Genomic DNA, 24,880 nt, shown 5'->3' with positions numbered 1-24,880 from the left:
TAGAAAAATACAAAAAAGAGCTCAAGCTCAGAAACAAAAATGACCAAAGGCAAAAAGTCGGAGTTAAGAGGATTTAGAAATATGGCTACCAAAGCCGCCTGATTTTTCTATTTTTGCAAGCGTTTAGCAAAAAAATCAAGAAAATTTCAATCATGGCGGAGTACAACTTCAGGGAAATAGAACAAAAGTGGCAAGGCTACTGGAAAGAAAAAGGAACTTTCAAAGCCGAGGTAGATCCTAATCGCCCAAAGTTTTATTCCCTAGACATGTTTCCTTATCCTTCCGGAGCAGGACTCCATGTAGGACACCCGCTTGGATATATTGCATCGGATATTGTATCCAGATTCAAGATGCTCAAGGGCTTCAATGTCCTTCATCCCATGGGATACGATTCTTTTGGTCTTCCTGCCGAGCAGTATGCCATTCAAACCGGACAGCATCCAGCCATTACTACTGAACAAAACATTGCCCGCTACACCGAGCAATTGAAAAATATTGGCTTTGCCTTCGATTGGGATAGAGAAGTGAGAACTTCCGATCCTTCTTACTACAAGTGGACCCAATGGATTTTTATGCAGCTTTTTAAAAGCTACTATGATTTGGATACCGACAAGGCTTTATCCATTGAATCCTTGGTTTCCAGATTTGAAAAAGAAGGCAACAAAAACGTAAAAGCCGTTTGTGATGAAGATACTCCTGTATTTTCAGCAGAAGATTGGAAGGCTTTTTCTGAGAAAGAGCAGCAGGAAATGCTGCTTAAATATCGCTTAACTTTCTTGGCAGAGACCACAGTAAACTGGTGCCCGGCATTGGGAACAGTTCTGTCCAATGATGAAGTCAAAGACGGATTTTCCGAAAGAGGAGGACATCCTGTAGAGCGCAAAAAAATGATGCAGTGGTCCATGAGGATCACAGCTTACGCTGACCGTTTACTTCAAGGTCTGGATAAATTGGATTGGTCTGAGCCGATCAAAGAAATGCAGCGCAACTGGATAGGAAAGTCTATTGGAGCAGAAGTACTTTTTGATGTAAAGGGCTCAGACAAAAAAATCAAAGTATTCACCACCCGTGTTGATACCATTTTCGGGGTTACTTATTTGGCTTTGGCTCCTGAATCTGATTTGGCTTCTGAATTGGTCACTGACGATCAAAGAGAAACGGCTGAAGCCTATATCCAAGTTGCCAAAAACCGCTCCGAGCGCGAGCGAATGAGCGACGTGAAAACCATTTCCGGAGCGTTCACTGGCTCCTATGCCATCAATCCATTCAACGGAGAAGAAATCCAGATCTGGGTGGCTGATTATGTATTGGCCGGTTACGGAACAGGCGCTGTAATGGCAGTTCCAGCTCACGACGAGCGAGATTACAACTTTGCGAAGCACTTTGGATTGGAAATCCGACAAGTCATCGAGGGGTCTATGGAAAATGGTTCATTCCCAGGAAAAGGCGGTTTGATCATCAATTCAGGCTTTATTTCTGGTCTTTACATGAAAGATGCCATGCAGAAATGCATTGAATTCTTGGAAGAAAAAGGAATCGGGAAAGGAAAAATCCAGTACAGAATGCGTGATGCAATCTTTACCCGTCAGCGCTATTGGGGAGAGCCACTTCCAGTTTATTTCAAGGATGGCCTTCCTTATTTGATGGATGAAAAAGACCTGCCGCTAGTTCTTCCAGAAGTGGATAAATACTTACCAACCGAAGACGGAGAGCCACCACTTGGCCGAGCAACTAATTGGACCTATAAAATCTCAGAGGGTGAATATCCTTTGGAACTTTCTACCATGCCGGGTTGGGCAGGTTCGAGTTGGTATTTCTTCCGCTACATGGACCCTAAAAATGATCAGGTTTTTGCCGACAAAGTAAAGACTGACTATTGGGGTGCGGTAGATTTATACATCGGAGGATCCGAACACGCTACGGGTCACTTGCTTTACTCCCGATTCTGGACTAAATTTTTATATGACCTTGGTGTAGTAAGCATTGATGAGCCTTTCCAAAAAATGATCAACCAAGGCATGATCCAAGGTCGTTCCAATTTTGTATACAGAATCAAAGGCACAAATACCTTTGTTTCCCATGGATTGAAAGATCAATACGATGCTTCGGCCATGCACGTGGATGTAAACATTGTTTATAATGACCAATTGAATTTGGAAAAATTCAAAGCTTGGAGACCAGACTTGGCTGATGCAGAATTTATCCTGGAAGAAGGCAAATACATCTGCGGAGCTGAGGTGGAAAAAATGTCAAAGTCCAAATACAATGTGGTGAATCCGGACGATATCATCGAACGATACGGAGCTGATACTCTCAGATTGTACGAGATGTTCTTGGGACCTTTGGAGCAATTCAAACCTTGGAACACCAATGGAATTGATGGAGTTTATAAATTCCTCAGAAAGCTTTGGAATCTCTACCATACCGCTTCAGGTGAATTTGCTGTTTCAAATGAAAAAGCAAGCAAGGAAGAATTAAAAGCCCTCCACAAAGCCATCAAAAAGATGGAAGAAGACATGGCCAATCATTCTTTCAATACCTCAGTTTCCAGTTTCATGATCTGCGTGAACGAATTGACGGCCTTGAAATGCAATAAGAAGGAAGTTTTGGAACCATTGGCGGTTTTGATCTCTCCATATTCCCCGCATATTTCGGAGGAACTATGGGCCTTGTTGGGTAATTCAGAATCCATCACCAAGGCAAAATTCCCAGAGTTCAAAGAGGAATACCTTGTGGAAAGCAATTTTGAATATCCGGTTATGATCAATGGGAAAATGCGAGCAAAGTTGGATTTGCCTCTTTCACTTGCTGTTCCGGAAATCGAAAAAGCGGCTATGGCGGATGCTACTGTCCAAAAATGGTTGGAAGGAAAAGCCCCTAAAAAGGTGATTATCGTACCCGGCAAGATTATTAACCTAGTCGTTTAACCGATTGAAAATCCAAAAGAAGGGGAAGCAAAGTTTCCCCTTTTTCATTTTCTAATTTACCTTGAAGTTGAATTCATTCTAATCATGATCCTCTACTTATTTCCAGTTCGCACTGCCTTTATCGATCGTGATTTGGAGATGATCAGCCCAGTAGAATCCATCAAACCGCTGGAATTCACCAACAAACCTCTCCAACTGCCCTTCTACTTCATCCTCCAGTTTTTTCAATTGCTTTGGTTTTTGCCCAGAACTAGTCAATACCTCTGCTTTTTTGGAGGATATCATAGTGTGCTTCCTGTTTGGTTTGGGAAAGTTTTTGGAAAAAAATGCACCATCCAGGCAGGTGGGATGGACTGCATGAATATGCCGGAGATAGGCTATGGAAATTTTCGAAAAAAGTGGCTTCGAAAAGCAACAGTTTTTTCTTTCAAGAATTGCTCTTTAATTCTTCCAGTGGCCGAATCTTTGGTAAAACAGGATTATCGCTTCGATTCTAAGATTACTCCAAAGCAAGGTCTGCTCAACTTGATACCTGATTTAAAAACTCCAATCAAGATCGTTCCAAATGGTTTTGATACCGAGTTTTGGAGGGATCTGAATAACGAAAGGAAGCCATTCAGCTTTATATCTGTTGCCACGGGTACTTCCAACCCATCCAGAGCCATAGTCAAAGGATATGATTTAATAGAATTATTGGCCCAAAAACACCCAGATTGGAATTTCACAGTCGTTGGTGATTCTTCTTATTCTAGCTCAAATTCTAATATTTCTGTTCTGGGAAAAATGTCTCCCAATCAGCTTCTGGAGCTATACAATTCCCATCAGTTTTACTTGCAGCTTTCTACTTCTGAGGGATTCCCAAATGCATTGGGAGAAGCCATGGCCTGCAGCTGCATACCGATCGGTTCGGCGGTTGGTGCTATTCCTGATATTGTTGAAAACCCAAAGCTGATTCTTCAAACCAAAGATCTGGATTATTTAGAAAACTTACTTTTCAAATTAGGAGAGGAAGATCTCTCCAAACTTTCTTCTCAAGCCATAGAGCGGATTAAAACTTATTTTTCTTTCCAAAGAAGAAAAGAATTGCTTCTTGATGGCCTTGGCGTTAAGTAATTAATCCCTCTCCTTTCCAATTTTGACCCACCATGGTAATGCAAAATCCTAGGTGATGTTTCTCACTGAGTCTTTGTTGATTTTGCCGGACTTTAGATTGACTAAACCAACATGCCATGAAAAAGTCCAGCATTCTATTCCTGCTTTTGGCCCTACTTTCATTTTCTTGTCAAGAAGATGAAAAACCAATCCAATCCTCCCTGCTAAGCCAAGAAGAGATTGAAACGCTCCTGTTTACTCGTGAGGAGGAAAAACTGGCGCATGATGTCTATATCTATGCATTTCAAAAATATGGGCTGCAAGTATTTCAAAATATTGCAAACAGTGAAACCAGCCACGTTTCTGCTGTTTTACAGCAGATGAACCTATTCCAATTGGCTGATCCATTGAAAGGCTCTACCGTGATGGGAGAGTTCACTGATCCTGTTATCAACCAACTTTATCAGGATCTAACTTCCAAAGTTGACATATCCCTTGGTGAAGCCATAAAAGTAGGTTTGACTATCGAGGATTTGGACATCCTTGATCTCCAAAATGCCATTTCGGAAACCTCTCAGTCTAGTCTGATCCAAGTTTATTCTAGTCTGAAATGCGGCTCGGAGAATCATATGCGCTCTTTCTACAATCAAGCCTTAAATAACAACATCACCTACATACCTCAGTATATCAGTCCATCATACTTCAATCAGATAATCAGCAGTTCGATTACCTCCTGCAATTCCAATTAATCCCATGTTCAAAAACATTTTGATGATATTCCCTTTGTTGGGAATTCTATTTGTCCCTAAGAGTTTTGAAAAAGACCTCCTTTTAGATCAAAACTTAACAAGCATTGCCGAACTAGACGATCCGGGTTTGGCACTCCTGCAAAAGCATTGCTATACCTGTCATAATCCCAAGACAGCTTCTCACGATGAGCTAATTGCTCCACCTTTATTTGGAATAAAAAACCATTACCAAAAGACTTTCACCAGCCAAGAGGAAATCAAGACTGCTATGGTAGGATTTATTCTTAACCCAAATGAAGAGAAAGCCTTGCTCAAAGGACCTGTCAAGCGATTTGGGGTAATGCCAAAACCACAGGTTTCGGAGGAAGAAATCCGGTTGATTGTAGACTACCTGGTGAAAAATGAGGTCGAAAGACCAGCCTGGTATGATCAGCATCATTCCAATGGAAATCATTAATCATTCTGGCTCTCTCCTGTGACCTCTGTCACGGCAAAAGGGAAATTGAATAAGTAGCTTTGAATTACTTAATAGACTAAACCATGGAAACACAACCTATAACAATGCCGAGAATCGGGGACATTGCTCCAGACTTTGAGGCAATGACCACGACCGGAAAAATCAAGTTTTCCGATTATATCAAAGGGAAATGGACAATCCTGTTCTCACATCCTGCAGATTTTACACCGGTTTGCACCACTGAAATGAGTGGATTCGCTTTGGATCAAAAGTTTTTCGACAAACACGATACCAAGTTGATAGGATTAAGTATTGACTCCATTCATGCTCATATCGCTTGGGTAAACAATGTGAAGAAAAACACGGGAATTTTATTTGAATTCCCCATCATTGCGGATATAGATATGAAAGTATCCAAACTCTACGGGATGCTTCAGCCGGGAGAAAGCGAAACAGCAGCAGTGCGGGCGGTATTCTTTATCGACCCGAATGGAAAGATACGACTCATCATGTACTATCCGCTCAACGTGGGAAGGAACATGGAAGAGATCAAAAGAGTCTTGATTGCCTTGCAAACAGCAGACAAATACAAAGTTGCTCTTCCATTAAACTGGACCCCTGGAGACAAAGCCATAGTGCCGCCACCAAAGACCGTTGAAGAAATGATCGAAAGGGAAGCAAGTGATTATGAGATGGTAGACTTCTATTTGGCCAAAAAAGAATTGCCTTTGAATTAAAAATTTTGGATTAAAGGGTTAATTAAATGGGAAAGCCTTTTCGAAATTTTCGGGAAGGTTTTTTTCTTTTTGGCTTAAAATTCAGAATCTTCTTTATTTCGGATATTTAAAGTTTCTAAAACCACTTTTTTGATTTTTTACAAAAAAAGAATACAATCTGTTGATTTTTTAAACCGGTTTTTGAAAACTGAACAAAATCATCTAAAAATCATGCATAAAAAAAGGGAGCCTTTTTGAAATTAGGCTCCCGGTCAGGGTTTATTGTTAATGGATTAAAACCATATAAACTTTGGCAAAGCGCTGGGTTAAGCAATTTTTCTTTCTGCAAAAGTTTCTTAAACCTATGAAAAGCCGCCAAATAATCAAAATTTCAGAAAAAAATTTCTAAAATATTTTTCTTAGCCTTTATCCATAAATTCATCAAACTCCATATTTCTTCCCCATGAAATCTCTTAACTTGAAATATCAATACCCCTGCGCATGAAAAAAATCCTCTTCTTTTTGGTCTTGCTCTTTATCGTCTACCTGATCGGGATCAATACCGTCCCACAATACATTGAGTCCCAAAGAAATCCAGTCAAGAGCCCTTCGCCCTACACAGTATCTTCAGAGGCACAAGCGCTTTATGACCGATTGGATTTCATTTCGGATCTGCATTGTGATGCCTTACTCTGGGGAAGAAATTTAAATGAACGTGGTGAAAGAGGGCATGTAGATTTCCCTAGGATGCGTGAGGCCAATGTTGCCTTGGAGATGTTTACCATTGTTTCCAAATCACCAGCAGGGCAAAATATGAAATCCAATAGTGAGGACGCTTTCGACAACATCACTCCTTTGACCATTGCCAAAGGGGAAAGTCCATGGAATTGGTTTAGCTTGTTCAATCGAACACTAAGTCAAAGTGAGGCTTTGTCACAATTTGTAGATAAAGAAGACGGAAAAGCCATTTTCATCAAGTCAAAAGCAGATCTTGAAAAGCTTATTGAAGCTAGAAAAACTGACAAAACGGTAATTGGAGCCATGCTCGGAATAGAAGGCGGGCATGCTTTGGAAGGAAGTTTGGAAAACCTGGAAAAAGTATATGCTGCCGGAGTTCGAATGATCGGACCAACCCATTTTTTTGACAATGAATTCGGAGGATCCGCTCATGGTGAAAATGGCGCCGGCTTGTCGGAATTTGGAAAAGAAGCTGTCAGAAAGATGAATGAAATGGGAATCTTTATTGATCTCGCCCACTCCTCCCCTGCAATTGTGGAAGATGTACTTAACCTAACCTCTAAACCAATCATAGTCTCTCACACCGGGGTAAGAGCTGTTTTAGACTCACAACGAAACCTCAGCGATGAACAAATACAAAAAATCGCAGCGAATGGTGGAATCATCGGGATAGCATTTTTTGACATGGCTGTCGGTGAGCCTGAATTACCCAATATCGTCGCATCAATCAAACATGTTCGAGATCTAGTTGGAATTGAGTATGTAGCCTTAGGCTCAGATTATGATGGTTCTGTCGCTGTTCCTTTTGACATTACAGGCCTTCCTTTAATCGTGGAAGGATTAGTAAATGCGGGTTTTTCGGAAGAGGAAATTAGGGCTGTAATGGGTGAAAATGTAAAGCGATTTTTTCTTACCAACCTGAATTAAAAAATGGAAAAAGACATCCACTTAGAAAATACCAAGTTTGGAAAACTTCAGGAGTACCTTCGTGAATTTGTTTATGGGGGGATAGACGGTGCTGTTACCACCTTCGCAGTAGTTGCCGGAGGATATGGGGCCAATTTGGACCCGGGAATTTTGATTATTCTGGGTTTTGCCAATCTGCTGGCTGACGGGTTTTCCATGTCTGTCGGAGCTTACCTTTCTGCCAAAAGCGAACGAGACAATTTTGACAAACACGAAAAGATAGAATATTGGGAAATTGAAAATCTACCTGAAATCGAGCGTGAGGAAATCGCTGACATCTACCGAGAAAAAGGCTTTAAAGGTGAGCTACTGGAAAAAATCGTGGACCATATCTGCTCGGACAAGGATCTTTGGGTAGCTGAGATGATGAAGGATGAATTGGGAATGATGCGAGACAGCAAAAGTCCTTTTAAAATCGGGTTGGCAACCTTGATTTCATTCATCCTAGTAGGATTCATTCCTTTGATGGTCTATTTATGGGACTTTTTCTTCCCCATTCAGATCAATACATTTCTTTGGACCAGTATCCTAACTGGACTTGCATTCCTGATCGTAGGATGGCTCAAAGGAATTGTCAACCAAACTTCAGCGCTAAGAAGTATTTTGGAGACCGTAGCCTTGGGAGTTTTGGCAGCAGTAGTTGCTTACTATGTGGGTGATCTTTTAGAAAGCTTTTTCACATAATCTTAGCTATGCATACTATTCAGGAAGTCCTTATCCGAATGGATCAGATCGTAGAGGAATGCAAATCCAGGCAAAGTAGGATTGGATATTTTGCGATTCTTTACAGACAAGTTACTCGAAGGGTTCGTGATGGGATTATTGCAGGAGAATTTGAGGACAATCCTCGAATGGAAAAACTGGATGTTCTTTTTGCGAAGCGTTTTATTGATGCCTATGAACTTTGGACCAAAGGAAGCAAACCTACCGAAAGTTGGAGATTGGCTTTTGAAGCAAACAAAAATCCAAAACACCTGGTTCTTCAGCACCTTTTTCTAGGCATTAATGCCCATATCAATTTGGATTTGGGAATAGCAGCTTCCGAATCGATGGAAGGAAAAAATCTGGTCGGAATTCAGAATGATTTTAATAAAATCAATGCTGTTCTTGCTGAACTTGTAGATGGGGTAAAAGCCAATATCAGTAAGGTCTCGCCTATTTTCGGATGGCTGATTCCTCTGGCCAAAGGAAGAGATGAAATGCTCCTCAATTTCTCTATCCAGATCGCAAGGGACGGAGCATGGAAATTTGCCGGTGAATATCATTCTGATCCAAACAAGGATTTTCAGATCAAAGACCGGGACAAAAACATCGCAGCCTTAGCCCAAAAGCTCATCAATCCAGGAAAGGTCTTGGCATTTATAATAAAAGCAATTGGCTTGGCAGAATGGAAATCTATCAGCCGGATAATGGAGCAATTGGATCTGGTTACCACTAGGACCCTCCAAAGGTTTTGAATCCTTCGGGGGTAAGGTAAAGATCAAAACACTACCTCATCCAAAAATTTCCGACAATCATAGATTGGGATTTCTGAAAAGTAGAACCCATTCGGATCTTCAGTGATGATCGCCTCACAATCATGTTGTAAAGCTGAATAGTACTCCAATCCATCTTCAAAATCTAGTATTCTGGGATTAGAAATTGCCTTTGATACCGTTTCCTTATCCACGGTCGAGACTTGAAGTTTGGAAGATAGTATTTGTATTTTTTGCTTGGCCAGAGACGTTCCGCTTTTTTTCTCTGCAAAATAAAAGGCGATCGCCAAACAAATCGGGCTGGTGAAAAGCTGAAATTGAACCTGATCTGCCAAGCTTAAAATCCGGGCCGAATGTGGAAAAAGTGGGTATTCCTTATTCAAGACGGATACTAACACATTTGCATCCAGAAAAATCCTCATTTTTTGCGCTCAAAAAACTCATCCTTCATTTCCTTACGACCAGAAGGTGTACGCTTATATTCCACCTGTCCTTCAGACACCATAGTGACCCAATCCGAAATAGGAAGCTCATCCAAAGATTTAAAATTCTTGGAGGTCATCTGAGCATATAAAAACTCAGTCAATCGGGAAAGACTAATATTGTTTTGCTCAGCAAAATTCTTGGCTCTGTCAATGACGTCTTTATTGAAAGACAACGTGATCTTGGTGTCCATAACTCGTTGATTTATAATACTGCCGTAAATAAAAATAAATCTATACGTAAATCAAAAAATCCTTTGACTTTCTTTGCATTCTCATTGCCACTTGGCCATTTCCCGATCGGTTTCGGCTCGATTTTTCAGGTTAGTTTTTTCCTTTTTCAGTTCGGTCGCATAGAAATGGGTTCCCTGAAAGTAATCAACCCTTGCTTCCGATTCTCCCTTGGCTACAGTCCATCGTTCTCCTTTAAAGAGTTTAACCTTATCCTCATGCAATTCTAAAAACTCATCGTAAGGCCCTCTAGGAGAAATCAGTTTGACAAAAATCGGAGAAGTCTCAATGGCAATAAATAACAGCATGATAAACATATTTGCCATAGCCATAGCGGAACTTTCAGAAGTCAAGGCAGAAAGCGCATCCATCCTCGCAGCCAAGCCATCAAAGCCCTCAATTCCAGGTTGCTGTTTTTCAAATTCAGCTTGGCGCAGGGCGATAAATTCCCGAATCTGAGCTTCGATCGTATCGATTCGAATTTGATTTCTCTTTCTTAAATCATCCAAAGCAACTTGAGCCGCGTCTAGCTGTTGCTCTTTCTTTTTAGCATTGGTACCCAAACCCACAATCCCACTGGTGCTGGAGGTTTTTTCTCCAAAGCGCTCTGCATCATATTCCTTTTGAACCTGATCCCGAAATGCTTCTGAATTGGAAACTTCTTTCTTCAGCGTATCGATTTTTGCCTCAAGCTCCTGAATTTCCGGAAATCCCTTTGCCAGATTTGCCTTTGATTGAGCGATAAATTCAGTCTTTTTTTCATCCAGTTTTCGGTTGATTTCCCGCTCAAACATTTTCAATTCCAAGGGTTTGGAAATGACCAAAGCCAATAAAACCGCCAAGACCAATCTAGGAATAGCCAATTTCCACTCTGCCCAAGCATTTTCCTTCTTTCGCATGCTCGACACAATAAAGCGGTCTAGGTTGAAAATCATCAAACCCCAGAGCATTCCAAAGAAAACGGCTGGAAGCCATTCTTGAAATACAGTATAAAGGGCATATCCCGCAGCAAGGGCAGCGAGCACTCCAGTAAAGAAAACCGTAGCGCCAATGCCAATGTATTTGTTGGATTCTGTGGGAGTCCGTTTCAGAATTTGAAAATTAGCTCCGCTACAAAACCAGAAAAATTTCGTCAGTTGATTCATGGAAAGGGTGTTTGATGATTTGGCTTATTGGAATTAAACGCTAAAACCCTTCCAATCACTAAAATCAATCTCATCTAATAGCCATTTTGGGATGAAAACATTCATTTACGGGGCAGAAATCAAGATTTCCAATTTCTGATCAGCTTCACAGATCATTTCGTAGAATTGTCCACTTTGTTCGGAATCGTCCATACCATGAACGGTTTTGATTCAGCTAATTTTTCACTTAGGTTTATGCACATGAAAAAGCACCTTCTACTTTCCCTGGTTTTTTTCGGGCTTTTTATAGCCCAGGTCACCTCTCAAACCATCCCATTTGAGGAAGAGGTAAAGCGAATTTCAGCTAGAATAGACAGCACAGGTTGGAGTCCTGGCTCTACTGTTTTCACAGGAAGTTCAACCATTCGAATGTGGAAATCCTTAGAAGAAACATTTCCAAACGAAACTTTAATCAACACTGGATTTGGAGGTTCCAAAGCCTCTGATTTGGAGCGGCATCTTTTTCCTTTGGTGATCAAATTTGAACCTTCACGGGTATTTATTTACGAGGGAGACAATGACCTCTGGGCTGGTGTAGAAGTATCTGCTATCCTCACCAGTCTGGATAATATTGTGACCCGTATTCACTTGGTCAACCCAGATATTGAAATTTTCTTGATTGGGGCCAAGCCTAGTCCTTCCCGTTGGGAGAAAAAGGATAGCTACCTGATTTTTAACCGAATGCTCAAAGAATACTGTCAAACCAAAGAGCAAGTCCAGTATGTAGACACTTGGAAGGCGCTGACCGATACTGAGGGGAATGCACGGCCTGAATTGTATATCCAGGATATGCTGCATTTGAATCAGGAAGGATATGTGATTTGGGCTGGGATATTTAAGGGATATTTCAAGAATTAGCCTATTCTTTCTTGCGGAGCTTTTCTTCAAAAACAGTCAAAGGTAAAATCCCACCAAACGTCCATGAGAACCCTTCCCAACTTCTAGAAAGCCTGATGGGAGGATTATTCTCTATCCTTAACTCATATATTCGATTAGGGCCCAAAGTAAAAAACTGTCCTAGCTCAAAATTTAGAAAAGCAGAGTTAAATACCCGTATTCTGGAATGAATACCCGTTTTAAAGAAAAAAGGGCTTTTTCTAACCAAATCGAGTGTATAATCGACTAGTTCTCCTTCTCGTGTCAGAATTTGACCTGACCTATTTTTCACATCACTTTCAAATCCAAAAACCGACACGTTGGAATTTAAAAATGCCCCAACTCGGATATTTCCTCTTGCTCCTGTAGGAATATCATATCGGAAAGTAAAAGGCAAAACCAGATTTGGAGAGCCTGAACCTGAAATTCCTAAGAAATCACCCGTCACCTCCACATAGTAAGGACTTGAGTCATGGTGAAAAAAGGAAAGGCCAGATTCCAAGGATAAATTTTGCCTGCGAAAACCAAACCCAAGCCCGTAGTACAGGCTTAAATCTTGAATTCCAGAATACTGATCTTTGATATATGGGCCATATCTCATCCCAAAATGAGGAAATAAATAATATCCAGAATCATCACTTAAAGACCTGAAATCCTCGCTTTTTACAATTCTAGAGGCTTTCTTAACTGAATTGGTTTGCACCTGAGCAAAAGAATAACTAACTATTCCGAAGCTCAATAAGAGTAAATAAAAAACTTTCATCAGTAAATCAATTTTATTTATAACTAAGTTTAAAATAAAAAATTGTACTTAGTTAAAACTATTTTTTACTTAAATCCTTTCTTGCTCCAAAAAGTCGCAAGAATTGACCCGGTTACATTTTGCATAGGACCAAAAACGGCAGGCGCTAAACCAACAGTGACGAGTTTACCCAAGGATTGAGAAAGACCTGAAGCCAGTCCGGCATTCTGCATGCCTACCTCAATGGCAATTGTCCGGGCATCTTGCTCTTTCATCCCAATCAATTTTGAAAAGCCATAACCAATTCCATAGCCAAGAAGATTATGCACCAGCACCAGTACAATCAGAATTGGCCCAATATCCAGCAGGCTATCTCGTCCTGCTGCAGTGATCACTAAAATAATTAAGGCAATTCCAAGCATCGAGACTAATGGAAGAAGCTTTTCGATAAAAGTTGATTTTCCACCCAAAAACTGGTTCACCAATAGTCCCGCACCAACAGGTAGAAGAATGATTTTGAAAATATCCCACATCATTTTCAGCAAATCGATTTCGATAAACTGACCCGCTAACAATTTCATTAAAACTGGAGTCATCAATGGCGCCATAAGCGTGGTGATCGAGGTTAGGGTCACCGAGAGGGCAACATTAGCCCGGGCCAAAAATGCCATCACATTGGACGCGGTGCCACTGGGAGAGCAACCCACCAAAATCAATCCAGCTGCCACCTCTGGTTCTAGCCCACTAAATTGTGCAAGTCCAAAACCGACCAAAGGCATGATGGTAAGCTGTGCAAAAACACCGATTCCAACTGATTTAGGACTTTTGGCAACGGCAGCAAAGTCCTTCCAGCTTAAAGTTGCCCCCATTCCAAACATAATCAATTGAATAAGTGGATTAATTAATTGAGTAAGCTTAAAACCTTTGACTTCTTGAAAATATTGGGGAAAAAACATGGCCAAAGCCACCACTCCCAAAATTGAAACCGGAAAACTAAATGCCTTTAATTCAGCTTTTGAGCGCAGTCCAATTGCCAATGCAAACCAAAACATGACAAAGGCATAACCCGACTCTTCAATCCCTGAGTTAAAAATTCTTCCAATCCAAATGATTAAAAGAATCAGGGGGATTTGAAAAGCAAGTCTTGACATTTTTGGCTGGATATGATGGAATAAAAAAGCACCTTTTTCTTTTCACTTACAAGCCTTGAATCATTCAACCATTTGACGAAAGGCCTTTTACAAATTCAGAAACTTCACAGGGGGATAACTTTACTCCCAAATATTATTCGTACTTTTGCGGCTTCAATTAGGCAAACCATGCAGAATATTCGGAATATCGCGATCATCGCTCACGTTGACCACGGTAAAACAACCCTTGTGGATAAAATCATCCACGCTTCAAAAATCTTCAGAGAAAACCAACAGTTTGACGATCTAATCCTTGACAACAATGATCTGGAGCGGGAAAGAGGTATTACTATCCTTTCCAAAAACGTATCAGTAAGATACAAAGACACCAAGATCAACATCATTGACACTCCTGGTCACGCCGACTTTGGAGGAGAAGTAGAACGTGTTTTGAAGATGGCTGATGGGGTAATTCTTTTGGTGGATGCCTTTGAAGGCCCTATGCCTCAGACCCGATTTGTTTTGGGAAAGGCACTTGCACTTGGACTGACTCCAATTGTAGTAGTAAATAAAGTAGACAAGGAAAACTGTCGTCCAGATGAAGTTCACGAGGCGGTATTTGAGCTAATGTTCAACTTGGACGCTACGGAAGAGCAGTTGGAATTCCATACGCTTTATGGTTCTGCCAAGCAGAACTGGATGGGTCCGGATTGGAAAAATCCAACCGATTCAATCCTTCCACTTTTGGATGCTATTTTGGAATTTATTCCTTCACCAAAAATTTCTGAAGGAACACTTCAAATGCAGATCACCTCTTTGGATTATTCCAACTTCGTGGGTCGAATTGCCATTGGAAGAATTGCAAGAGGAACTATATCAGAAAATCAGCAAATCGCACTTTGTAAGGCTGATGGTTCCATCAAAAAAATGAGAGTAAAAGAACTTCATACTTTTGAAGGTCTTGGAAAAAATAAAGTTCAAACTGTAAGCGCGGGTGATATTTGCGCGGTAACAGGTATTGAAGACTTCGAAATCGGCGACACTATCGCTGATGTAGAAAATCCCGAGCCACTTCCTCGTATCTCCATCGATGAGCCTACGATGAACATGCTCTTCACCATCAACAATTCTCCTTTCTTCGGTAAAGAAGGAAAATTCGTGACTTCCCGTCACTTGAGAGATCGTTTGATGAAGGAAACTGAGAAAAACCTTGCACTTCGTGTGGAGCCTACCGATTCAGAAGATCGATTCTTGGTTTATGGAAGAGGAATTCTTCACTTGTCTGTATTGATCGAGACGATGAGAAGAGAAGGCTATGAACTTCAGGTAGGACAGCCTCAAGTTATCTTCAAAGAAATCGACGGAGTAAAGTGCGAGCCAATCGAAACACTAGTAGTAGACGTACCACAGGAGACTGCCGGTAAAGTAATCGAATTGGCTACTCAGAGAAAAGGTGAGCTATTGGTAATGGAGCCAAAAGGCGATTTGCAGCACTTGGAATTCAAGATTCCTTCAAGAGGCTTGATCGGCTTGAGAAACAACGTACTTACCGCTACTCAGGGTGAAGCCATCATGAACCACAGATTTACAGCCTATGAACCATTCAAAGGCCCAATCCCAGGAAGAATCAACGGTTCTTTGATCTCTATGGAAGGTGGTCAGTGTACTGCTTATGCTATTGACAAACTTCAGGATCGTGGAATTTTCTTCATCGAGCCAGGAGATGAATTGTATACTGGACAAGTAATCGGTGAACATTCCCGTGATAATGACTTGGTGGTAAACGTTCAAAAAGGCAAGAAACTGACCAACATGAGAGCTTCTGGTTCTGATGATAACGTGAGAATTGCCCCTCCGAAAAGATTCTCCTTGGAAGAGTCCATGGAATACATCCAAAAGGACGAATACTTGGAAATCACTCCAAAGTCCATCCGAATGAGAAAAATCTATTTGGATGAAAATGAAAGAACAAGAATGTCTAAGAAAGAAGACTAAAAATAAAGGCTCTGAAATTTCAGAGCCTATTTTTTTACCATTGATGATGGACTTCAGGTTTGATGAATTCCTCATATACCTGAACCGCCTCCTGCATCTGATGTGGACTCAAAGGTGGTAATTGGGAAGCTCGAATATTTTTTTCCACCTGCTCTACTGTCGATGCTCCAGGGATAACTGTTCCAACTTGCTTAAACATCAAAATCCATCTCAAAGCCTGGGCGGCTAAATCATGCCCGTCTGCAAATTCCTTTTTCAGTTCTTCCACTGCGGGAAATGCTTTGTCCAAAGGAACTCCAGAAAAAGTCTCGCCTTTATCAAATGCTTTCCCATCCCGATTAAAATTCCGGTGATCGTCTTTTGAGAAACTGGTTTCTTTAGTGATTTTACCAGAAAGAAGTCCACTAGCCAAAGGAACTCGAATAATCAATCCGATTTTATTGGCCTCTGCATAACTGAAAAGCATTTCTGAAGGCCTTTGTCTAAACAAATTAAAAATCACCTGAATCGTAGAGACGATATCATATTTCATCGCTGTCATGGCTTCGTTGATTTTCTCCACGCTTACCCCCATAGCCGCAATTTTACCTTCCTTTTTCAGGTCTTCAAACAAGCGGAAAATCTCATCATGCTGGTAAACAATGGTTGGAGGACAATGGAGCTGGATCAGATCCAGTCGATCCAAACCGGTATTTCTCAAACTATCCTCCACATATCTCCTCAACCTCTCCGGGGTATAGCCTTCAGCGAAGTGTGGTTGAATTCTGCGTCCACACTTGGTGGCCACATAGATTTTTTCCGAACGCTCCCTTACTGCCCTTCCCACTGCCGCTTCACTTAATCCCCCATCGTAAACATCCGCCGTATCGACGAAATTTATCCCCTTGTCAAATGCGGTATGCAAAATCTCCTCAGCTTTTTTGGGATCGAAGGGTTTACCCCAGCCACCGCCAACCTGCCATGTCCCTAATCCAATTTCGGAAACATTCCAACCGGTTTTTCCAAGAATCCTATACTTCATAAAACACTATTTTGAGAAGGTGTAATTCTAATCTGATTAAGTTGCTAACTATACAAAAGCAATTTAAATTTTTATCTTTAATCCCGCTTGAAATCCATCTGATGATTGATGGTCAAGCAGATCAAAATCAGCAATGCCTACTCGTAGAAAATTTATTCAAACCATAGCTTTGGCAAGTGCCTCGGCTTCTTTAACCATTCCAATTCAACTTTCAGCTATGCCAGCTCAAAAATTAATTCACCAAGTTTATTTCTATTTGCACAAAGACTCTGATCTGAAAGAATTCATGACCGATGCAGCTCCAATGCTCGGCAGATGTAAAGATGTAGCACAATTTATTATGGGCACACCTGCTCCTACTGAAAAAAGAGAGGTAGTCGACCACAGCTTTCATGTCTCTTGTACCTTATTTTTTGATTCTTTGGAAGCCCAGGCTGCTTACCAAAAAGACCCTTTGCATTTAGAGTTTATCGATAAATATGCTCATATGTGGAAGACTGTAAAAGTTTACGATATCGCGATCTAAACCTTTTGGTATTAATTTTCCGTTTCTGAAAAAAATATTACTTATGAAAAAGCTCAATTGGATAATTGGACTGTTGATGTTGGGGTTTTGGGCTTGCCAAGAGGAGGGCTCTCCAGAGCCTGTAGACCCAAATCAAGAGGTCAAAAAGGCAATCTTTGAAACTATGAGAGAATGGTATTTCTGGAATTTAGAAATGCCTACTTCTGTAAAATACGCAGATTATGCTGAAAATGCAGATTTGCTAAACGCGATCATCTACAAACCTTTGGATCGTTTTTCTTACCTGACCACTCAGGAGAGTTTTAACAATGCTTTTGTGGGAATAAATGCAGGCCATGGTTTCGGCTTTGGTTTTACTGCAGATGAACGGCTGTTTTTAACCTATGTATTTGATGAAGCCCCAGCTGGAAAAGATGGCTGGAAAAGAGGCTGGGAAATCACCCAAATCAATGGGCAACCCATTGCCAGCTACAAAACCAGCACGGGTGGCTATGACTTCAAATTAGGAGCAGGCACTCCTGGGATTTCCAATACCTTCACCTTTAAGCTCCCGGATGGCACTACCACCACCCGAACAAACGTCAAGGCGGAATACCAAAGCAATTCGGTATTAGATCGAAGAGTGATTGAAGAAGGAGGTAAAAAAATCGGCTATTGGGCTTACCAAAGCTTCAAAGCAACAGCCGGATTATCTCCTACACAAAGCACCGAAGTGAAAAACTCTATGGAGTATTTCCAATCCCAGGCGATCAATGAATTGATTATTGACCTTCGATACAACGGTGGAGGATCAGTTGCAGTAGCAGAGCAAATCCTAAATTACCTTGTTCCGGCAGTTCACTCCGGAAAAGTAATGTATACCAACAAGCTGAACTCCCTTAAATTCAGCCAGAATACCTCTCGCAATTTCGCTAAGATTGGAACTTTGTCTTTATCTAAAATCGTCTTTATCACCTCTAGAGGATCGGCATCCGCTTCGGAACTTATAATTAATAGTTTGACTCCTTACATGCAGGTCGTACTGATCGGAGATAATACGTTCGGAAAACCTGTTGGCTCTTTCCCTCTTTCACCTTATAACCGGGTGCTCCAAACCAATAAAGTGGAAGTGGTGCCAATTACTTTTGCCATTGCAAACTCAGAAGGTAAAGCAGAATATTTCGATGGATTTCCAGCCAACTTTACCGTAGGTGATTCTCCTCAATTCAACTGGGGGGATAAAAGAGATTTGAGATTGGCAGCGGCTATTCAGTATGTAACTACAGGAAGTGTAGGAGCAAGAATGATGGATACTTATTACAAACCTAAATGGGAAATGATAGATGCCTTTGAAGGTCTGCAAAAAGAATTTCCAGCATTCTAACAGAAAAGCCCGATTTGAAATCGGGCTTTTTTTATTTCTGATGTCTTTTGATCAAGACTTCCATCACTTCATCGAGTTCGATTTCTTTTGCCTCCAGCAAAACCAAGTAATGGAAAAGTAGGTCCGCAGCCTCTCCAAGAAATAGTTCCTTGTTATCATCCTTGGCCTCGATGACAATCTCAACCGCTTCCTCTCCTACTTTTTGGGCAATCTTGTTGATTCCCTTTGCGAAAAGGGAGGCCGTATAGGACTGATCCGATGGGTTGGTTTTTCTATCCTTGATGATGGCTCGAAGCTGATCGATAAATCCAGTTTTAGAGGAATTGACTTCATTCCAGCAAGTATCCGCACCAGTATGGCAAACGGGCCCACGAGGGTTGGCTTTGATCAAAAGTGAATCTCCATCACAATCCTCTTTGATGCTCACCACTTCCATAAAGTTGCCTGATGTTTCCCCTTTAGTCCAAAGTCTTTCTTTGCTACGGGAATAAAAAGTAACCATCCCAGTTTCCTGGGTTTTGGCCAAAGCCTCGGAATTCATAAAGCCCTGCATCAGCACTACTCCGCTTATCGCATCCTGGACAATGGCTGGAATAAGGCCGTTCATTTTATTGAAATCTATATTCATGTTTTTCTCATTTTTAAATAGAAATACAGTTGAAATAATGCCCGATAAATCGGGCAGAAATAAATGGAAATAATTTCAACTATAAGTTTATCCTGATCAGGATCTATTTCTATTTTATTTCAATAGTATTTCCAATTATTTCCTAATCGCTAATCCTTCTATACTCAAATATTCTTTCAACTCCGGAATTCCGATTTCCTTAAAATGGAAAATACTCGCCGCCAGAGCCGCATCTGCTTTTCCAAAGGTAAACACATCTTTGAAATGAGGCATATTCCCAGCACCACCCGAGGCAATTACCGGAATGGATAAAGCGGAGGAAATCTCAGACGTGATTTCGTTGGCAAAGCCAGCCTTGGTCCCATCGTGATCCATGGAAGTCAATAAAATTTCCCCTGCACCACGATCGGCCACTTCCTTGGCCCATTCTTGGGTTTTTAATAAAGTTGGCTTTCTCCCTCCGTGGGTATGAACAAAATCAATTCCATCCACACTTCTGGTATCGATCGCCACCACCACGCACTGAGAACCAAATTCCCTGGCCATTTCATCCACTACTTTTGGGTTGTAAACAGCTGCGGAGTTAATGGATATTTTATCAGCTCCAGCACCTAAAAGAACCTTGACATCCTCCACTGTGGAGATACCACCTCCTACGGTAAAAGGAATATTGATCGCCTTGGCAACTTTGGTCACCAATTCTGCTAAAGTCTTCCGCTTATCCACTGTGGCTGTGATATCCAAAAAGACCAACTCATCCGCTCCTTCATCGGAATAGATTTTTGCCAATTCTACTGGATCTCCCGCATCTCTCAACTGAACAAAGTTTACACCTTTGACTGTACGGCCATCTTTGATATCGAGACAGGGGATGATTCTTTTTGTTAGCATTATATAGTATTCAAAACTTTATTATTCTTCATTCGGTGTTCGATATTGAAATTTACGATTTACGAAATACGAATTACGAGGTGAATATGAACTTCAATCCTGATTCTAAATAGTTACGCCTCCTCTGAATTAAATGGTTGAGGCCCAATTGAAGGTCGTAAATCCAAAATCAAAAATCGTAAATCATAAATTAAAACCTGCTAGCTCCTCCAGCGTCACCCTTCCTTCGTAGTAGGCTTTACCGACAATGGTCCCGTAAACTCCGATTTTCTCCAGTTCCTCCAAATCCTGAACAGAAGAAACTCCTCCGCTGGCAATCAGCTTTAAATCCGGAATTTCCTGTAAAATCTCTCGATACAGATCAATAGAAGGGCCTTGCAACAAACCATCTTTGGCCACGTCGGTACAGATTACATAGCGAATTCCCAAGTCAAAATATTCTTTGATAAAAGGAATCAAATCAACCTTAGTAGTCTCTTCCCAACCTCCAACAGCTATTTTGCGGTCTTTGGCATCGGCTCCCAAAATGATCTTTTCGGCACCGTAGTTTTTTATCCATGACTTAAATAAATCTGGATTTTTCACAGCAATGCTTCCTCCCGTCACTTGTTTAGCTCCTAAAGCGAAAGCTTTTTCAATCTCCTCATTGGCTTGTATTCCTCCTCCAAAATCAACTTTCAGACTTGTCTCTAAACATATGCTCTCCAAAACATCTCCATTGATGATTTTCTTAGCTTTTGCCCCATCCAAGTCTACCAGATGCAAGCGCCGAATTCCAGCCCCTTCGAAGCGTTTCGCCATTTCCAAAGGATTATCGTGGTATTCTTTTTTGCTACTATAATCGCCTTGGCTGAGACGGACACATTTTCCTCCGATGAGGTCGATGGCGGGGATGATGTACATAAGATGATTTGAAATGGAATGAGATTTACGAATGACAATTTACGAGGTGATTTTGAACCTCTTTCCTTAATCACACAAGTTGACCTTTTGGATTTCAGATTTGAGGTTCAGGAAATGGTCTTAAATCAAAAATCGTAAATCGAAAATCATTAAATATTTAGAAAATTACTCAACAACTTCTCCCCAACCGTACTGCTTTTCTCTGGATGAGCTTGAATTGCCCAGTAATTTCCCTGATGGAGAATAGCCGTAAAATCATGGATGTAATGCGTAGTGGCTATGGTCACCTCACTAATCTCAGCATAATAGCTATGCACATAATAGAGGAATTTGGGATCGGGAAGGTTTTTGAGCAAAGGGTTGTCAGCTAGGTTTTCTAATTCATTCCAACCCACATGAGGCACTTTAAATTCCTGAGAATTTTCAGGAATAAAACGCTTTACCTTCACTGGAAAGATCCCCAAACAATCCGTATTGTTTTCCTCCGAATGCTCACAAAGCAATTGTAAACCCAAACAAACCCCGAGAAATGGTTGCTTAATTTCCCTAATCAGCTGATCCAGTTTTCGGGCTTTGAGATAGCTCATTGCGGTACTCGCCTCGCCTTGACCAGGGAAGATCACCTTGTCGGCTTGGAGGATTTTCTCCGGATCGTCCGTCAATTCGGCCTCCGCGCCAAGTCTTTCTAAGGCATAAAGGACTGATTGGACGTTGCCTGCGTTGTATTTGATTACGGCTATTTTCATGTGTGAAGACGGAAGTCAGAAGACCGAAGACGGAAGTCAGCGCTCCGGTCTTCGATCTTCGGTCTTCAGTCAGTTTAATTTTCCATCTTTTGTTTTAGCATCTCTTCCAAAACTTCCTCAATTTCAGAAAGCGAATCGAAAAGCTGCTCGTAGCTGTCGATCACCCAATATTTATCCTGAAAGTGATCTTTCCAGTATTCGGTATTCATAATCTTGCGGACATCGTAAGGAAAATGCTTCGGTTCATCAGAAAGTGAAAACTTGGTCTCTCCTGCCGAACTCAATATCCCCGCTCCATAAATCCTCAATTCTCCTTCTTCCCGAATCAATCCAAACTCAATCGTAAACCAATAAATCCGGCTCAGCAATTGAATAGCCCAAGGGTCTTGGATATGCCTTAGGGCAATTCCACTCAATTTTTCCAGAAAATCCACATAGTGCTGATTCGTCAACAAAGGCATGTGAGCAAAGGCGTCATGAAACATATCTGGCTCTTCGAGGTAATCCAGCTGTTCCATTTTGCGAAGCCAGGTAGAAGAAGGAAAGCGTTTGTTGTTTAGCAATCCAAAGAACAAATCGTCATCAATCAAACCCGGAACCACCTGTACTGCCCAACCTGTAGTTTTGTCGAGGATCTCGTTTAGTTCCTCAAAGTTGGCAATCCGATCGGCGGTAAACTTCACAGTTTCCACTCCCTCCAAATAGGCCTTAGATGCCGCCTTAGGAAGGTTTGGCATTTGCCTTTCGAAAAGGATTTTCCAGACTTTAAAATCCTCCTCTGAGTAAGCAGCATAGTCCTGCTTCATTTCTTTCAATCTCGGGTCAGAAAAGACCCAATCCTTAGGTTTATTAATCATTTAATTTGGGTTTATATCTCTTTCGCTTAATCCAATAACCAAAAAAGGCCTAATCCGGTTGGAATAGGCCTTTTGATTTTACATTTCAAACCAATACATCCCTATCCCTCATTGGAGGAAGTGATAAGAATGATGTACGTAGGTTCTTGGTGTAGGATTCATGCTATAAAGTTAATCAGGTTATTGACTTAGGACAAAATTATTTACAGCAACTCAAATGTTTTTCTTTTAGCGAAAATCTCGCGGATCCAAGCGGCAAGCCTGGCACTCTGAGCAAAATCCAAAGTCTGCTGTCCATCAGAATAGGCTTTTTCAGGCACCTCATGAGATTCGTAGATCACTCCATCAGCTCCGGCCATCACTCCCGCCAAAGCCATCTGAGGCACATAGGCCCGAATACCAATTCCGTGAGAAGGGTCAACAATTACGGGCAAGTGAGATTTGGCTTTCAAAATTGGAATTGCATTCAGGTCCAAGGTATTTCTTGAAGCCTTCTCATACGTACGTATGCCTCTCTCGCACAGGATCAGTTTTTCATTTCCTCCGGAGAAAACATACTCTGCTGACTGAAGCAATTCCTCGATGGTTCCAGAAATCCCACGCTTGATCATGACTGCTTTATCGACCTTTCCCAGTTCGTCCAAAAGGTTAAAGTTTTGGGAATTTCGAGCACCGACCTGATACACATCCACGTAAGGATACATTTCTTCGATTTGGGACGTCTGCATCACTTCAGTTACGATCTTGATTCCGGCTTTGGAAGCAATGGAATGCCACAATTGAAGGCCCTCGATCCCCATTCCCCGGAAAGCATAAGGAGAAGTCCTTGGTTTGAATACGCCACCACGCATCATGCGAATTCCATTTTCTACGCAGTGATCCACCACCTTTTGAATTTGCTCCTCAGATTCAATCGAACAAGGACCGGTGATGATGGCCATCTCGCCATCCTGGATAAAAACTCCGTCTCCCAAATCAACCGAAGTAGGTTTTACCTTCCACTTTTTGGAAACCAACTTATATTCATCAGAGACAATATGGATATCTCGAATACCGTCCATTTGGCCGATTTTCCTGATATCGAATTCATTTTTTCCGATTCCGATCAGGTAATCTCCCAATTGAGTTTTTACCTCGGTAGTTTTGTAGCCGATCTCATTGACTTTAGAAATCAATTTTTCCTTTTGATTTTCGGAAATATCGGGTTGAAGTTGGATAATCATAGGTATATGCGATTTGCGAAGTACGATTTACAAGGTCATTTTGTACTTCAATCCCCACATCCAAACGTTTGACTTTAGGTTTGGGGATTGAAGATTAAAATTGGGTCATAAATCGTAAATCAAAATTCTGAAATTGTATGTAGTTTATAGTTGCTCACTGAGCTTTAACTCCTTTTAAATACTTCTGGATGTCTTCGCTCAGGTTTTTGGAATCTTTAATCACTTTGATAAAAGCCGATCCGATGATGGCTCCATTGCTATACTTGGACGCTGTGCTGAAAGTTTCTGAATCTGAAATACCAAATCCTATCAGTCTAGGATTCTTGAGATTCATTTCCTCCACTCGCTTGAAATAGGTGATCTGTTCTTCTGAAATTTCCGCTTTAGCTCCTGTGATGGAATGCGAAGAAACCATGTAGATAAACCCATCGGTGTTTTCATCGATTTCCCGGATTCGCTTTTCAGAAGTCTGTGGAGAAATCAAGAAAGTATTGACGATTCCGAATTGATCGAATAAGGCTTTGTATTCATCCAAATACTGCTGCATAGGTAAATCTGGCACGATCAACCCGTCCACTCCCACTTCCTTACATTTTTGACAAAACTCCTCCATTCCAAATTGGATGATCGGGTTCAAATACCCCATCAAAACAACTGGGAGATGGATTTTTGCCCGAAATCCAATGAGCTGCTCAAAAAGCAACTTCATGGTCATGCCATTGTCCAAGGCAATTTTATTGCTGTCCTGAATGGTAGGACCATCGGCAACTGGATCAGAATAAGGAACTCCAATCTCGATGATATCTGCCCCACCCGCTTGGATAGCTTCCATGATAGAAACCGTATCCTCCAGATTTGGAAATCCAGCGGTAAAATAGATGGAGAGGACGCGCTCCTTTTTATGGTTAAATAGGTAATGTATGCGATTCATTTTTAAATACGGGTTACGAGTTACGAATTAC

At 41.3% G+C, this 24,880-nt stretch carries 25 protein-coding genes; 12 read left to right on the top strand and 13 right to left on the bottom strand.

The features are described 5' to 3' along the window. Positions 1-152: 152 nt before the first annotated feature. From leuS to DFQ04_RS15505, 8 genes are all read left to right on the top strand, one after another. On the top strand, positions 153-2,927 hold the full coding sequence (gene leuS, locus DFQ04_RS15540) for a leucine--tRNA ligase (RefSeq protein WP_133557532.1): 2,775 nt from the start codon (positions 153-155) through the stop codon (positions 2,925-2,927). Between the two features lie 84 nt (positions 2,928-3,011). Then, entirely contained in the window at positions 3,012-4,040 is a 1,029-nt protein-coding gene (locus DFQ04_RS15535) for a glycosyltransferase family 4 protein (RefSeq protein WP_133557530.1), read from the top strand. 116 nt (positions 4,041-4,156) lie between these two features. Next, on the top strand, positions 4,157-4,768 hold the full coding sequence (locus DFQ04_RS15530; RefSeq protein WP_133557528.1) for a DUF2202 domain-containing protein: 612 nt from the start codon (positions 4,157-4,159) through the stop codon (positions 4,766-4,768). Between the two features lie 4 nt (positions 4,769-4,772). Then, on the top strand, positions 4,773-5,225 hold the full coding sequence (locus DFQ04_RS15525) for a c-type cytochrome (protein WP_133557526.1): 453 nt from the start codon (positions 4,773-4,775) through the stop codon (positions 5,223-5,225). 83 nt (positions 5,226-5,308) lie between these two features. Then, positions 5,309-5,962, top strand: coding sequence for a peroxiredoxin (locus DFQ04_RS15520; RefSeq protein ID WP_243739697.1), 654 nt, complete (start codon positions 5,309-5,311; stop codon positions 5,960-5,962). A 480-nt stretch (positions 5,963-6,442) separates the two neighbouring features. Beyond that, positions 6,443-7,606 carry a dipeptidase gene (locus DFQ04_RS15515; RefSeq protein ID WP_133557524.1) on the top strand — a complete coding sequence of 388 codons (1,164 nt, stop codon included), beginning with the start codon at positions 6,443-6,445 and terminating at the stop codon, positions 7,604-7,606. Positions 7,607-7,609: 3 nt separating this feature from the next. Next, positions 7,610-8,329: a VIT1/CCC1 transporter family protein gene (locus DFQ04_RS15510; RefSeq protein WP_133557522.1), complete on the top strand. Its 720-nt coding sequence runs from the start codon at positions 7,610-7,612 to the stop codon at positions 8,327-8,329. Between the two features lie 8 nt (positions 8,330-8,337). Continuing rightward, positions 8,338-9,102: a DUF5995 family protein gene (locus DFQ04_RS15505; RefSeq protein WP_133557521.1), complete on the top strand. Its 765-nt coding sequence runs from the start codon at positions 8,338-8,340 to the stop codon at positions 9,100-9,102. A 23-nt stretch (positions 9,103-9,125) separates the two neighbouring features. Here the strand turns inward: DFQ04_RS15505 and DFQ04_RS15500 are convergent, their stop codons facing one another. The 3 genes from DFQ04_RS15500 to DFQ04_RS15490 form a co-directional block, all read right to left on the bottom strand. Further along, complete coding sequence (locus DFQ04_RS15500; RefSeq protein ID WP_133557519.1) at positions 9,126-9,542, bottom strand: PIN domain-containing protein; 417 nt, start codon at positions 9,540-9,542, stop codon at positions 9,126-9,128. Further along, positions 9,539-9,796, bottom strand: coding sequence for a DUF6364 family protein (locus tag DFQ04_RS15495; RefSeq protein WP_133557517.1), 258 nt, complete (start codon positions 9,794-9,796; stop codon positions 9,539-9,541). The genes DFQ04_RS15500 and DFQ04_RS15495 overlap by 4 nt, the downstream gene beginning before the upstream one ends. A gap of 81 nt (positions 9,797-9,877) precedes the next feature. Beyond that, positions 9,878-10,978 carry a DUF4407 domain-containing protein gene (locus DFQ04_RS15490; protein ID WP_133557515.1) on the bottom strand — a complete coding sequence of 367 codons (1,101 nt, stop codon included), beginning with the start codon at positions 10,976-10,978 and terminating at the stop codon, positions 9,878-9,880. Between the two features lie 240 nt (positions 10,979-11,218). On the opposite strand from DFQ04_RS15490, the gene DFQ04_RS15485 reads away from it, so the two are divergent. Continuing rightward, a complete protein-coding gene (locus DFQ04_RS15485) occupies positions 11,219-11,875 on the top strand; it encodes a GDSL-type esterase/lipase family protein (protein ID WP_166637315.1) in 657 nt (218 codons plus the stop codon). A gap of 1 nt (position 11,876) precedes the next feature. On the opposite strand, the gene DFQ04_RS15480 is transcribed toward DFQ04_RS15485, so the two are convergent. Together DFQ04_RS15480 and DFQ04_RS15475 are read right to left on the bottom strand one after the other, a co-directional pair. Beyond that, complete coding sequence (locus DFQ04_RS15480) at positions 11,877-12,656, bottom strand: hypothetical protein (protein WP_133557511.1); 780 nt, start codon at positions 12,654-12,656, stop codon at positions 11,877-11,879. 65 nt (positions 12,657-12,721) lie between these two features. Further along, positions 12,722-13,786, bottom strand: a complete 1,065-nt coding sequence (locus DFQ04_RS15475) for a bile acid:sodium symporter family protein (RefSeq protein ID WP_133557509.1) — start codon at positions 13,784-13,786, stop codon at positions 12,722-12,724. A gap of 168 nt (positions 13,787-13,954) precedes the next feature. Between DFQ04_RS15475 and typA the strand changes: the two genes are divergently transcribed. After that, entirely contained in the window at positions 13,955-15,760 is a 1,806-nt protein-coding gene (gene typA / locus DFQ04_RS15470; RefSeq protein ID WP_133557507.1) for a translational GTPase TypA, read from the top strand. Between the two features lie 34 nt (positions 15,761-15,794). Here the strand turns inward: typA and DFQ04_RS15465 are convergent, their stop codons facing one another. Continuing rightward, positions 15,795-16,781 (bottom strand): aldo/keto reductase, encoded by a 987-nt coding sequence (locus DFQ04_RS15465; RefSeq protein WP_133557505.1) that lies wholly within the window; start codon positions 16,779-16,781, stop codon positions 15,795-15,797. Positions 16,782-16,914: 133 nt separating this feature from the next. Between DFQ04_RS15465 and DFQ04_RS15460 the strand changes: the two genes are divergently transcribed. Beyond that, positions 16,915-17,307, top strand: coding sequence for a Dabb family protein (locus tag DFQ04_RS15460; protein WP_133557503.1), 393 nt, complete (start codon positions 16,915-16,917; stop codon positions 17,305-17,307). Between the two features lie 43 nt (positions 17,308-17,350). Then, entirely contained in the window at positions 17,351-18,670 is a 1,320-nt protein-coding gene (locus tag DFQ04_RS15455; protein WP_133557501.1) for a S41 family peptidase, read from the top strand. Between the two features lie 31 nt (positions 18,671-18,701). On the opposite strand, the gene hisIE is transcribed toward DFQ04_RS15455, so the two are convergent. The 7 genes from hisIE to trpA form a co-directional block, all read right to left on the bottom strand. Beyond that, the gene (gene hisIE, locus DFQ04_RS15450; RefSeq protein ID WP_133557499.1) at positions 18,702-19,298 is read right to left on the bottom strand and encodes a bifunctional phosphoribosyl-AMP cyclohydrolase/phosphoribosyl-ATP diphosphatase HisIE; all 597 of its coding nucleotides are present in this window, start codon (positions 19,296-19,298) and stop codon (positions 18,702-18,704) included. 135 nt (positions 19,299-19,433) lie between these two features. Continuing rightward, entirely contained in the window at positions 19,434-20,189 is a 756-nt protein-coding gene (hisF, locus tag DFQ04_RS15445; protein ID WP_133557496.1) for an imidazole glycerol phosphate synthase subunit HisF, read from the bottom strand. Between the two features lie 183 nt (positions 20,190-20,372). Continuing rightward, positions 20,373-21,092 (bottom strand): 1-(5-phosphoribosyl)-5-[(5-phosphoribosylamino)methylideneamino]imidazole-4-carboxamide isomerase, encoded by a 720-nt coding sequence (gene hisA, locus DFQ04_RS15440; RefSeq protein WP_133557494.1) that lies wholly within the window; start codon positions 21,090-21,092, stop codon positions 20,373-20,375. Between the two features lie 149 nt (positions 21,093-21,241). Beyond that, a complete protein-coding gene (gene hisH, locus DFQ04_RS15435) occupies positions 21,242-21,838 on the bottom strand; it encodes an imidazole glycerol phosphate synthase subunit HisH (protein WP_133557492.1) in 597 nt (198 codons plus the stop codon). 74 nt (positions 21,839-21,912) lie between these two features. Beyond that, positions 21,913-22,695, bottom strand: coding sequence for a phenylalanine 4-monooxygenase (locus DFQ04_RS15430; protein WP_133557490.1), 783 nt, complete (start codon positions 22,693-22,695; stop codon positions 21,913-21,915). A 203-nt stretch (positions 22,696-22,898) separates the two neighbouring features. Beyond that, positions 22,899-23,918 carry a bifunctional 3-deoxy-7-phosphoheptulonate synthase/chorismate mutase gene (locus DFQ04_RS15425; protein ID WP_133557488.1) on the bottom strand — a complete coding sequence of 340 codons (1,020 nt, stop codon included), beginning with the start codon at positions 23,916-23,918 and terminating at the stop codon, positions 22,899-22,901. Positions 23,919-24,072: 154 nt separating this feature from the next. Continuing rightward, on the bottom strand, positions 24,073-24,849 hold the full coding sequence (gene trpA, locus DFQ04_RS15420) for a tryptophan synthase subunit alpha (protein ID WP_133557486.1): 777 nt from the start codon (positions 24,847-24,849) through the stop codon (positions 24,073-24,075). Positions 24,850-24,880: the final 31 nt, after the last annotated feature.

Source organism: Algoriphagus boseongensis, assembly GCF_004362805.1.
In the GTDB taxonomy this organism is placed as follows: domain Bacteria; phylum Bacteroidota; class Bacteroidia; order Cytophagales; family Cyclobacteriaceae; genus Algoriphagus; species Algoriphagus boseongensis.
This window is presented reverse-complemented; position numbering and strand designations above follow the sequence as displayed.

Bases quoted from the DNA above. Each gene is read 5' to 3' on its own strand.
- DFQ04_RS15535 (WP_133557530.1), top strand. From the start codon at position 3,012: ATGATCCTCTACTTATTTCCAGTTCGCACTGCCTTTATCGATCGTGAT.
- DFQ04_RS15510 (WP_133557522.1), top strand. From the start codon at position 7,610: ATGGAAAAAGACATCCACTTAGAAAATACCAAGTTTGGAAAACTTCAG.
- typA (WP_133557507.1), top strand. From the start codon at position 13,955: ATGCAGAATATTCGGAATATCGCGATCATCGCTCACGTTGACCACGGT.
- DFQ04_RS15500 (WP_133557519.1), bottom strand. From the start codon at position 9,542: ATGAGGATTTTTCTGGATGCAAATGTGTTAGTATCCGTCTTGAATAAG.
- DFQ04_RS15525 (WP_133557526.1), top strand. From the start codon at position 4,773: ATGTTCAAAAACATTTTGATGATATTCCCTTTGTTGGGAATTCTATTT.
- DFQ04_RS15520 (WP_243739697.1), top strand. From the start codon at position 5,309: ATGGAAACACAACCTATAACAATGCCGAGAATCGGGGACATTGCTCCA.
- DFQ04_RS15460 (WP_133557503.1), top strand. From the start codon at position 16,915: ATGCCTACTCGTAGAAAATTTATTCAAACCATAGCTTTGGCAAGTGCC.
- hisH (WP_133557492.1), bottom strand. From the start codon at position 21,838: ATGAAAATAGCCGTAATCAAATACAACGCAGGCAACGTCCAATCAGTC.
- DFQ04_RS15430 (WP_133557490.1), bottom strand. From the start codon at position 22,695: ATGATTAATAAACCTAAGGATTGGGTCTTTTCTGACCCGAGATTGAAA.
- leuS (WP_133557532.1), top strand. From the start codon at position 153: ATGGCGGAGTACAACTTCAGGGAAATAGAACAAAAGTGGCAAGGCTAC.
- hisA (WP_133557494.1), bottom strand. From the start codon at position 21,092: ATGTACATCATCCCCGCCATCGACCTCATCGGAGGAAAATGTGTCCGT.
- hisF (WP_133557496.1), bottom strand. From the start codon at position 20,189: ATGCTAACAAAAAGAATCATCCCCTGTCTCGATATCAAAGATGGCCGT.
- trpA (WP_133557486.1), bottom strand. From the start codon at position 24,849: ATGAATCGCATACATTACCTATTTAACCATAAAAAGGAGCGCGTCCTC.
- DFQ04_RS15505 (WP_133557521.1), top strand. From the start codon at position 8,338: ATGCATACTATTCAGGAAGTCCTTATCCGAATGGATCAGATCGTAGAG.
- DFQ04_RS15485 (WP_166637315.1), top strand. From the start codon at position 11,219: ATGAAAAAGCACCTTCTACTTTCCCTGGTTTTTTTCGGGCTTTTTATA.
- DFQ04_RS15490 (WP_133557515.1), bottom strand. From the start codon at position 10,978: ATGAATCAACTGACGAAATTTTTCTGGTTTTGTAGCGGAGCTAATTTT.
- DFQ04_RS15425 (WP_133557488.1), bottom strand. From the start codon at position 23,918: ATGATTATCCAACTTCAACCCGATATTTCCGAAAATCAAAAGGAAAAA.
- DFQ04_RS15495 (WP_133557517.1), bottom strand. From the start codon at position 9,796: ATGGACACCAAGATCACGTTGTCTTTCAATAAAGACGTCATTGACAGA.
- DFQ04_RS15475 (WP_133557509.1), bottom strand. From the start codon at position 13,786: ATGTCAAGACTTGCTTTTCAAATCCCCCTGATTCTTTTAATCATTTGG.
- DFQ04_RS15455 (WP_133557501.1), top strand. From the start codon at position 17,351: ATGAAAAAGCTCAATTGGATAATTGGACTGTTGATGTTGGGGTTTTGG.
- DFQ04_RS15465 (WP_133557505.1), bottom strand. From the start codon at position 16,781: ATGAAGTATAGGATTCTTGGAAAAACCGGTTGGAATGTTTCCGAAATT.
- DFQ04_RS15530 (WP_133557528.1), top strand. From the start codon at position 4,157: ATGAAAAAGTCCAGCATTCTATTCCTGCTTTTGGCCCTACTTTCATTT.
- hisIE (WP_133557499.1), bottom strand. From the start codon at position 19,298: ATGAATATAGATTTCAATAAAATGAACGGCCTTATTCCAGCCATTGTC.
- DFQ04_RS15480 (WP_133557511.1), bottom strand. From the start codon at position 12,656: ATGAAAGTTTTTTATTTACTCTTATTGAGCTTCGGAATAGTTAGTTAT.
- DFQ04_RS15515 (WP_133557524.1), top strand. From the start codon at position 6,443: ATGAAAAAAATCCTCTTCTTTTTGGTCTTGCTCTTTATCGTCTACCTG.